Genomic DNA, 6094 nt, shown 5'->3' on the forward strand with positions numbered 1-6094 from the left:
GGCGTTTCCGCCCCTTGGGTGTGCCTTGTTGGGCGCTGTTAAGAGGCGCGGTTGGCGAACTTCTTGAACAGCTTGATGCCGATCAGTGAAGCAGTGATCGCGGTAGCGACAGGCCATGCATAACCAGCCATATCTGCACCGGCTGTTTGCACTTCAGTAAAGGCAGCTTCAGCACCTGCTACCTGGGCGTGAGCAGCGGCGGAACCCATAAGCAGGGCGGCACCGCCTGCGATCTTGGCTTTGGTGCCGTTGAAAGTGGCGGCTACGGTTTGGATAAGAGATTGCTTGGTCATGTGACTGACTCCATAAATTTTTTTGCAGTGACGATGATGTGTCCAGAAGCCCAACCGAGGGCAAAGGACGTGAACAGGGAACCAACTACAAACGTCAGGCTTGGGTCGTTCATCGTTGGCCCCCACTTACCGCGCCGATCCCGAAGGCAAGGACGAGTCCGACGCAGTAAACCAGGAGCCACAGACCTTCAGGTGTACTTGTGTCCATGGCTCAGAATCCTATTTCTTGTCGCTGTTGGCAGACGGTGCATGTTGGCTGCCGGTGGCGTTGGGTTTGCGGGCGGCGATGACGTGCAGCGTGGTCTTGCCACCCGCGGAAGCTGGCGAGGTGCGCAGCTCGATGTCTAGTTCCAGGGCGCAAGGCATGTGGGGGGCGATGGCGTGGAGCTGGTCGAAAATGTCATAAGGCGCGGTCATGACGCTGACTTGGTTGCCTAGTTGGTTTTCGTTATCGGCCGATGAGGGCTGCATGATGGTGATTTTGGCGCCTTGAATGCCGCCGTCCATCTTGTAGCGTGAGGCTCCTACAACGTGGGCTTGAATAGTGTTGATCATGGGTGTGGTTCCTTTCGTTAGCGTTGGGTTCTGGCGGCTTGTTTAAGGCAGTAGTCCGCGAGAATGGCTAGCTCAGTGGTTTCGGGTGTAACGCCATCGACAACTAAGAGACGGTATTCAGCCTCGGCGTAGTACGTCGCGGCGCGTGCGTAGTCCCTACCGTGGAGGCACCGCTGGCCCCGCTCCCTCAAAGCTCGGGAATCGAGGCAGGGGGATGTCCCAGCCCGCCCTCCGTGGCCCTTCGGTCTTTCTGCACGGCAGCCCACCTCGGGGGCGGTGTAAACCCTTCGTGCCTCAGGGTTGACACCGCCCCCGACGCGGGCTAAAGACGCCGTGCGACCGAAGGGCGACGGATGACGGGCAGGGGACACAGGATCAGGCCTCAGTGCTGTGGGGAGCGGGGGAGGCAGCACGGGAAAGGGCTTCCAGCGGTGCCGTGTTGCCGCTCTCCAGTTGGGAGAGGCCGTATTCGATCAGACGTTCAGACAGCTCAGACGAGGTGAGCCCGTGGGTGCCTGCCTGGATCAAGTGGCGGCTGTGGGTTTCGGGGTGGATAAAAACCCGGATAGCCCGTTGTTTTTTAGACATGTGCATAACTCCGTTGGGGCTAAGGGCCGTTGTGGATAACGGACGACGCGTTAGCCGTGTGGGTGTGAATAGGTGCGCGGGTACCACAATCGCCGAGGGGCAAGGGGAGGCATCGGCGGGTGCGGGGGCGCGGTCGGTGGTGCTTGGGTCTTCGGGGGTGTCGATTCCGTAGAGGTGCTGCAGAAATTCCAGAGCAGCGTCATGGGAGTCGAAATCGAACGAACATTTGCCGTCCTTAGCGATGAAGTCGGGGGACTGTTCCAGGCGGTCACTGTTGGCTTGATAGACGTGACCAGGGACACAAACAAAGGCCATGGAGCCGTTGTAGTGCTGAACGTCAAACAGAGTGGCAAAGGCGGAATCATCGGGGCTTTGCTTTACGCCGTTCAGGGACAGCGTGACAAGACGTTCAGCAGATAGGCTTGAGCGGAACGCTGGGTTCAGGGTGTAGCAGCTCATGACCAGTCCTCCGATTGCAGGCACTCAGCGGTAAAGAGCGCGACGTTCACGAGGCGACGACGACCCACCTTGATGATGGGGAGGTTCCCTTGGTTCATCTGGCCGCGAACGGTGTCGGGGGATAGGCCAGAAAGCTCTGAGAAACGCTCGATCGTCATAACGGGCACTTGAGGTGCTGAGACGTGTGGCGTGCTGCTCGTTTCCATGCTGTACCTGCTCGCTGTGGCATGTTGTGGTATCTTCAAATCAGTAGATGACTAGGTTGTATCTAGATTTGAATACAGTATCTATATCCGAATATAGGCAGAAATAAATATATGTCAAGCGAACTTGGCAAAAAAGTGCGTGAAATTCGTGAGGCGGAAGGGTTAGGGCGCCAAGCCTTCTGCGATCTCATAGACGTACCTAAGCAAACGCTGATTAATATTGAGACTGGACGCAGTGGGCCATCTGGGAAGCTACTAGCAGAAGTAAGTAAGGCCTTCACCAAGTACACGCTTTGGTTGATGACTGACCAAACAGACGAAGCATGTGGACAAATAAGCCCCGATATAGAGAGGGCACGCAGCACGTTGAAGAAAACGGGAACGGATACCGACTAGCCCAACGGGTTGTGGATAGATGGTTCCAGGGAGGAAGGGGTTGTGGGTAAAGGGAGCATGGATCATGGAAGAAGCAAGAGAAGCATTTCAACAGATGTTAAAGATGGCGATCCTATTTGGTGGGATGGCCATTTTTTATATCTGGTTGGAAGGTAAGTTTTTAAAAAAAATGAAAAATAAACGCAGGGGACGCAAGTAATGGAAGGGTTTGATCGGAGCTTTTCAAGCATATTGCGTGAGCTTGAGGCTGGGTTACAGCAAGCAATGTATTATGCAATTTTCATTGATATTTTTTTACTAACAGCTATAGGCGTTTTTATTTGGTGCTGTTGTGTATATGTGATCAATTACAAAGTTTTTGTAGAAGAAAATTTGAGAGTAAAGAGAGCAGAAAAGCAGTATTTCTCTGCTAGAGCTGAAAGAGAAAGACTTGAAGCTAAGCGATTAAAGTTAGAGCTTGGGCTTGCAGATGACGTGAACAAAGTTCAGCGGGGGTTGTATGGTGAGTGACAGAAGCCTTACTGAGGTTCTTGAGTGGTGTATCAGCTCTATAGTGCCAGGAGGAGTTTTTTTCACAACTGAAGAAAATGAGAAAGTTAGTTTAAAAAACTGTTTGGAGTTAATACTTGAAAATGTAAATTATCTAAAAGAAAACGATGGTTACGAAGATTGGGAGTGGTTTAAGGATAGGTTTAAGGATAAGGTGGAACTTAATATTGCGAATAATATGGATCATAAGTATTCAAATTGGTCGGAAGTTTTAGACTTGTGTTTGATTTTTGTTTTTGAAATATTTTATATAACTGGTGATAATGAGCTAAAAGGCTTATTAGACAAGCTTCTAGGTGCAAGAGAATTTTATTTAAAGAAGTTTAAAAATAAAAAACCAATTGACTACTTTGATAAATATAGCAGTGGTGTAAGAAAGAGTTTAGAGCTTTATAGAAAGGCTCAAGCATCGGAGTCAATGATAAATAAAGAGATAAACAAAAGGTTAAAAGATTATAAAAATAAAGAGGAAGAGTTGAGTTATCATCTTGAAGAGTTAAAAGAGAATGTATCTGCATTGAAAGGTGATGCTAGCTTTCTATCTTCTTCAAAAGTTTTTAACAGGTTGGAGGAAAATGCAAGAGTTAAAGAAAAAAGGGCCTTGCTAGCTTCTTTTACATTTGCAGTTGTGACTATTGTTTATCTTTTTGTAATTGCAGTATATCTAATTGATACCCAAGGATCGCCATTTTTAATCAATGTCGGTGAGACTTCTGATAGATTGATGTTTTGGGAGGAGATCAGGCTTTTAGATATTAAGCTGCTTATGATTTCATCAACTTTTGTCTTTTTAGGGATATATTTTTTTAGAGTTTTTCTAGCTATTTACCAAAGAAATAATAAGTGGCTTCAAGAGCTTGAGCTGAAATCAGCTATATCTTTTTATATAGAAGGGCACGCAAGGTTTGTTAAAGAGTCTGGGGGTGATTGTGGGGAAAGTATCGCTAAATATGAAGATTTTATCTTTGGTAATAGAGAGTTAGAAGAAGTGGATATTCACAGCCCTAAGCCTACCGATAGTTTAAAAGATGTTGGGGAGGTTGCAGAAAAGCTGGTCAAAGCTGGCGTGGGTAAGAGATGAAAAAGTGTCCACTGAAACATGCTTTGGTGTGCTGAAATGGTTTTTTAAAGCTGCGTAAGTCATTGATTTTTATTTTAAGATGCTGCTGTGAGTAAGTAGGTGAGGTTCTTGTAATCAGTAGGTCCCGGGTTCGACTCCTGGTGTCGGCACCGCTTAAGTGGTTGATAAGCAAAGAATTTGAGACAGTGATTAAGTCGCCTTTCGAGGCGGCTTTTTCGTATGTGTCTACAAAGTGTCTACAGCTGTAGACACTGCTAGGGGGTTGAGCTTGGTGGCTTCCTCCAGGTGATCCGGTGCAAAGTGTGCGTAACGCATGGTCATGGTGATCGACTGATGACCAAGTATTTGCTGCAGCACCAGGATGTTTCCCCCGTTCATCATAAAGTGACTCGCGAACGTGTGACGTAGTACGTGGGTTAACTGTCCTTCCGGTGGTTCTATCTTGAGTTCCTTTACGCTTCTCCCCCGCTGGCGTGAGCAAAGTGTGTTGGGTATGCGCAAAAATATAGAGAGCGATGATAGGTGCAGCTGGAAATAAAGAGTGATCAGTAATCCCACTTCACCAACCGCGTCTCAAAGGAATGCGAGCACGCGTCTTGACTCGACTATTACGAAGTTCCAGAGCCGTTTGATGTTGATTTCTGTACGGCACAGCAATGCGTGGGAAGGCGGGAGCATTTGCGGATAGGGAAGCCGCAGGGCGAGACGACACCGCAGGCGCTGAAATAATCGTAAGGTTGTTGGTATTCACCATTTCAGAGTTGCCGCCCGCGCAGGGGGAGTCCTGAAAGGTGGTGTGGCCGTTGGCGACGCATTTATAAATTTCAGCGTTGGCAGTCAATGGCAGCAGTACCAACAGAGCCACCAGCGCGGGTGTTTTCATCGTCCATGAACCCTAAGCGAATATCGGTAACGGAATGTTACCAAGAATCGTTAGGTGTGGGTACCCCGTTGTGGAAATGAACGCCTGCGAGCGATTGGGCTTATAAACCTCTGTTAAGCCGCTAAGCGGTATGCTGAGCAGCAGCGTTCAATACGCTTCCTTGCCTTACTTCATGACCTGCTAATAAAGATGCACTGCCTCCAGCACCGCCAGCGGTTCTCCGTGGGCGTTAGTTAACTCAAGGCGGCTACCGCTAATCTCCCAATGTCTGGTTTGCTGAAGTGCATTCAACATGGCCTGCTCGCTGCGCATTTGTGCAGTGGGGCAGGCCATTTTCGTGGTGGCGATGGAGTGGAAGGTGAGCTGCTGGCCGGTGTGCTGGTAGCGGCCGCTGAGCGTGTTGCAGCCGGTGGAGCCTGCCAAGCGGGTGTGTTCTATGTGCAGCACTATATGCGCTTCGCGAAAATTGTCTGCGGCTACCACGGGGTTGTCATCTACGGCCAGCAGTTTCCAGTAGGTATTGGTGAGCGGTTCATCCGGTGCTGTGTTGGCGTGCTTGGCCTCCAGGTTTTGGCAGCCGCTTAGCCATAGGCATAGAGTGGCGGTGATTGCGAAGGGGATGCGCATGGTGGCAGCCTTTTACTTGGGCGGTGGTGTTTAAAAGAAGTGTGTTGGAAATAGATGGAGTTAGTCAATTATTTTATCTTTCGTTATCAAATAACCGATGAAAAGTTATTTGATGCATATCTGTTTGAGTCATTATAAAAATTAAAGATGCTCATTTGAGTTTCTGTTCGCTTGATAAGAGAGTGAGGTTGGCTAATCTCAAGTTACTCGAGTGACACGCCGAGTACGAGTAAATGAGTTGGTTTTGCCGAATTCATGAAAAGGAGATTTATCATGACGAACAAGCGCAACGATAATGGAATGAGTCGCGAAGAGGCAGGACAGAAAGGTGGTGAAAAAACCGCCAAAACCCACGATAAAGAGGGCGGATGCAGACTCTGAGTGCAACACACTCATTGGATGGTTGATGGGCTTTCATGGTACTTGGCCATCAGCTCGCTCATCACTTCTATCGGAC

Annotated in this window: 11 protein-coding genes and 1 pseudogene; 4 read left to right on the forward strand and 8 right to left on the reverse strand. The window is 49.0% G+C overall.

The window, feature by feature from the left end; translation table 11 throughout:
- Positions 1-38: 38 nt before the first annotated feature.
- The 5 genes from ACIGG6_RS17440 to ACIGG6_RS17460 all read right to left on the reverse strand — a co-directional run bounded on the left by ACIGG6_RS17440 (position 39) and on the right by ACIGG6_RS17460 (position 2053).
- A complete protein-coding gene (locus tag ACIGG6_RS17440; RefSeq protein ID WP_399846297.1) occupies positions 39-293 on the reverse strand; it encodes a major coat protein in 255 nt (84 codons plus the stop codon).
- A 109-nt stretch (positions 294-402) separates the two neighbouring features.
- On the reverse strand, positions 403-501 hold the full coding sequence (locus ACIGG6_RS17445; protein WP_222114796.1) for a tail virion protein G7P-2: 99 nt from the start codon (positions 499-501) through the stop codon (positions 403-405).
- 11 nt (positions 502-512) lie between these two features.
- On the reverse strand, positions 513-848 hold the full coding sequence (locus ACIGG6_RS17450; protein ID WP_399846299.1) for a hypothetical protein: 336 nt from the start codon (positions 846-848) through the stop codon (positions 513-515).
- 375 nt (positions 849-1223) lie between these two features.
- Complete coding sequence (locus ACIGG6_RS17455) at positions 1224-1895, reverse strand: hypothetical protein (protein ID WP_399846302.1); 672 nt, start codon at positions 1893-1895, stop codon at positions 1224-1226.
- Positions 1892-2053, reverse strand: a complete 162-nt coding sequence (locus ACIGG6_RS17460; RefSeq protein ID WP_172416761.1) for a MerR family transcriptional regulator — start codon at positions 2051-2053, stop codon at positions 1892-1894. The genes ACIGG6_RS17455 and ACIGG6_RS17460 overlap by 4 nt, the downstream gene beginning before the upstream one ends.
- 159 nt (positions 2054-2212) lie before the next feature.
- Between ACIGG6_RS17460 and ACIGG6_RS17465 the strand changes: the two genes are divergently transcribed.
- The 4 genes from ACIGG6_RS17465 (at position 2213) to ACIGG6_RS17480 (ending at position 4127) form a co-directional block, all read left to right on the forward strand.
- The gene (locus tag ACIGG6_RS17465; protein ID WP_399846304.1) at positions 2213-2497 is read left to right on the forward strand and encodes a helix-turn-helix transcriptional regulator; all 285 of its coding nucleotides are present in this window, start codon (positions 2213-2215) and stop codon (positions 2495-2497) included.
- Positions 2498-2561: 64 nt separating this feature from the next.
- The gene (locus ACIGG6_RS17470) at positions 2562-2696 is read left to right on the forward strand and encodes a hypothetical protein (RefSeq protein WP_399846306.1); all 135 of its coding nucleotides are present in this window, start codon (positions 2562-2564) and stop codon (positions 2694-2696) included.
- Entirely contained in the window at positions 2696-3007 is a 312-nt protein-coding gene (locus ACIGG6_RS17475; RefSeq protein ID WP_399846309.1) for a hypothetical protein, read from the forward strand. The genes ACIGG6_RS17470 and ACIGG6_RS17475 overlap by 1 nt, the downstream gene beginning before the upstream one ends.
- Positions 3000-4127 carry a hypothetical protein gene (locus ACIGG6_RS17480; RefSeq protein WP_399846311.1) on the forward strand — a complete coding sequence of 376 codons (1128 nt, stop codon included), beginning with the start codon at positions 3000-3002 and terminating at the stop codon, positions 4125-4127. The genes ACIGG6_RS17475 and ACIGG6_RS17480 overlap by 8 nt, the downstream gene beginning before the upstream one ends.
- 225 nt (positions 4128-4352) lie before the next feature.
- Here ACIGG6_RS17480 and ACIGG6_RS17485 read toward each other — a convergent pair.
- From ACIGG6_RS17485 to ACIGG6_RS17495, 3 genes and pseudogenes are all read right to left on the reverse strand, one after another.
- Positions 4353-4589, reverse strand: a pseudogene (locus tag ACIGG6_RS17485) (tyrosine-type recombinase/integrase); the annotation flags it as partial.
- A gap of 97 nt (positions 4590-4686) precedes the next feature.
- A complete protein-coding gene (locus ACIGG6_RS17490) occupies positions 4687-5010 on the reverse strand; it encodes a DUF4124 domain-containing protein (RefSeq protein ID WP_399846313.1) in 324 nt (107 codons plus the stop codon).
- Between the two features lie 180 nt (positions 5011-5190).
- A complete protein-coding gene (locus ACIGG6_RS17495; RefSeq protein ID WP_399846316.1) occupies positions 5191-5637 on the reverse strand; it encodes an META domain-containing protein in 447 nt (148 codons plus the stop codon).
- Positions 5638-6094: the final 457 nt, after the last annotated feature.

It is taken from the genome of Vreelandella lionensis (assembly GCF_044543515.1).
Classification (GTDB): Bacteria; Pseudomonadota; Gammaproteobacteria; order Pseudomonadales; family Halomonadaceae; genus Vreelandella; species Vreelandella lionensis.

Coding starts and splice junctions, on each gene's coding strand:
- ACIGG6_RS17440 (WP_399846297.1), bottom strand. CDS start 293: ATGACCAAGCAATCTCTTATCCAAACCGTAGCCGCCACTTTCAACGGC.
- ACIGG6_RS17445 (WP_222114796.1), bottom strand. CDS start 501: ATGGACACAAGTACACCTGAAGGTCTGTGGCTCCTGGTTTACTGCGTC.
- ACIGG6_RS17450 (WP_399846299.1), bottom strand. CDS start 848: ATGATCAACACTATTCAAGCCCACGTTGTAGGAGCCTCACGCTACAAG.
- ACIGG6_RS17455 (WP_399846302.1), bottom strand. CDS start 1,895: ATGAGCTGCTACACCCTGAACCCAGCGTTCCGCTCAAGCCTATCTGCT.
- ACIGG6_RS17460 (WP_172416761.1), bottom strand. CDS start 2,053: ATGACGATCGAGCGTTTCTCAGAGCTTTCTGGCCTATCCCCCGACACC.
- ACIGG6_RS17465 (WP_399846304.1), top strand. CDS start 2,213: ATGTCAAGCGAACTTGGCAAAAAAGTGCGTGAAATTCGTGAGGCGGAA.
- ACIGG6_RS17470 (WP_399846306.1), top strand. CDS start 2,562: ATGGAAGAAGCAAGAGAAGCATTTCAACAGATGTTAAAGATGGCGATC.
- ACIGG6_RS17475 (WP_399846309.1), top strand. CDS start 2,696: ATGGAAGGGTTTGATCGGAGCTTTTCAAGCATATTGCGTGAGCTTGAG.
- ACIGG6_RS17490 (WP_399846313.1), bottom strand. CDS start 5,010: ATGAAAACACCCGCGCTGGTGGCTCTGTTGGTACTGCTGCCATTGACT.
- ACIGG6_RS17495 (WP_399846316.1), bottom strand. CDS start 5,637: ATGCGCATCCCCTTCGCAATCACCGCCACTCTATGCCTATGGCTAAGC.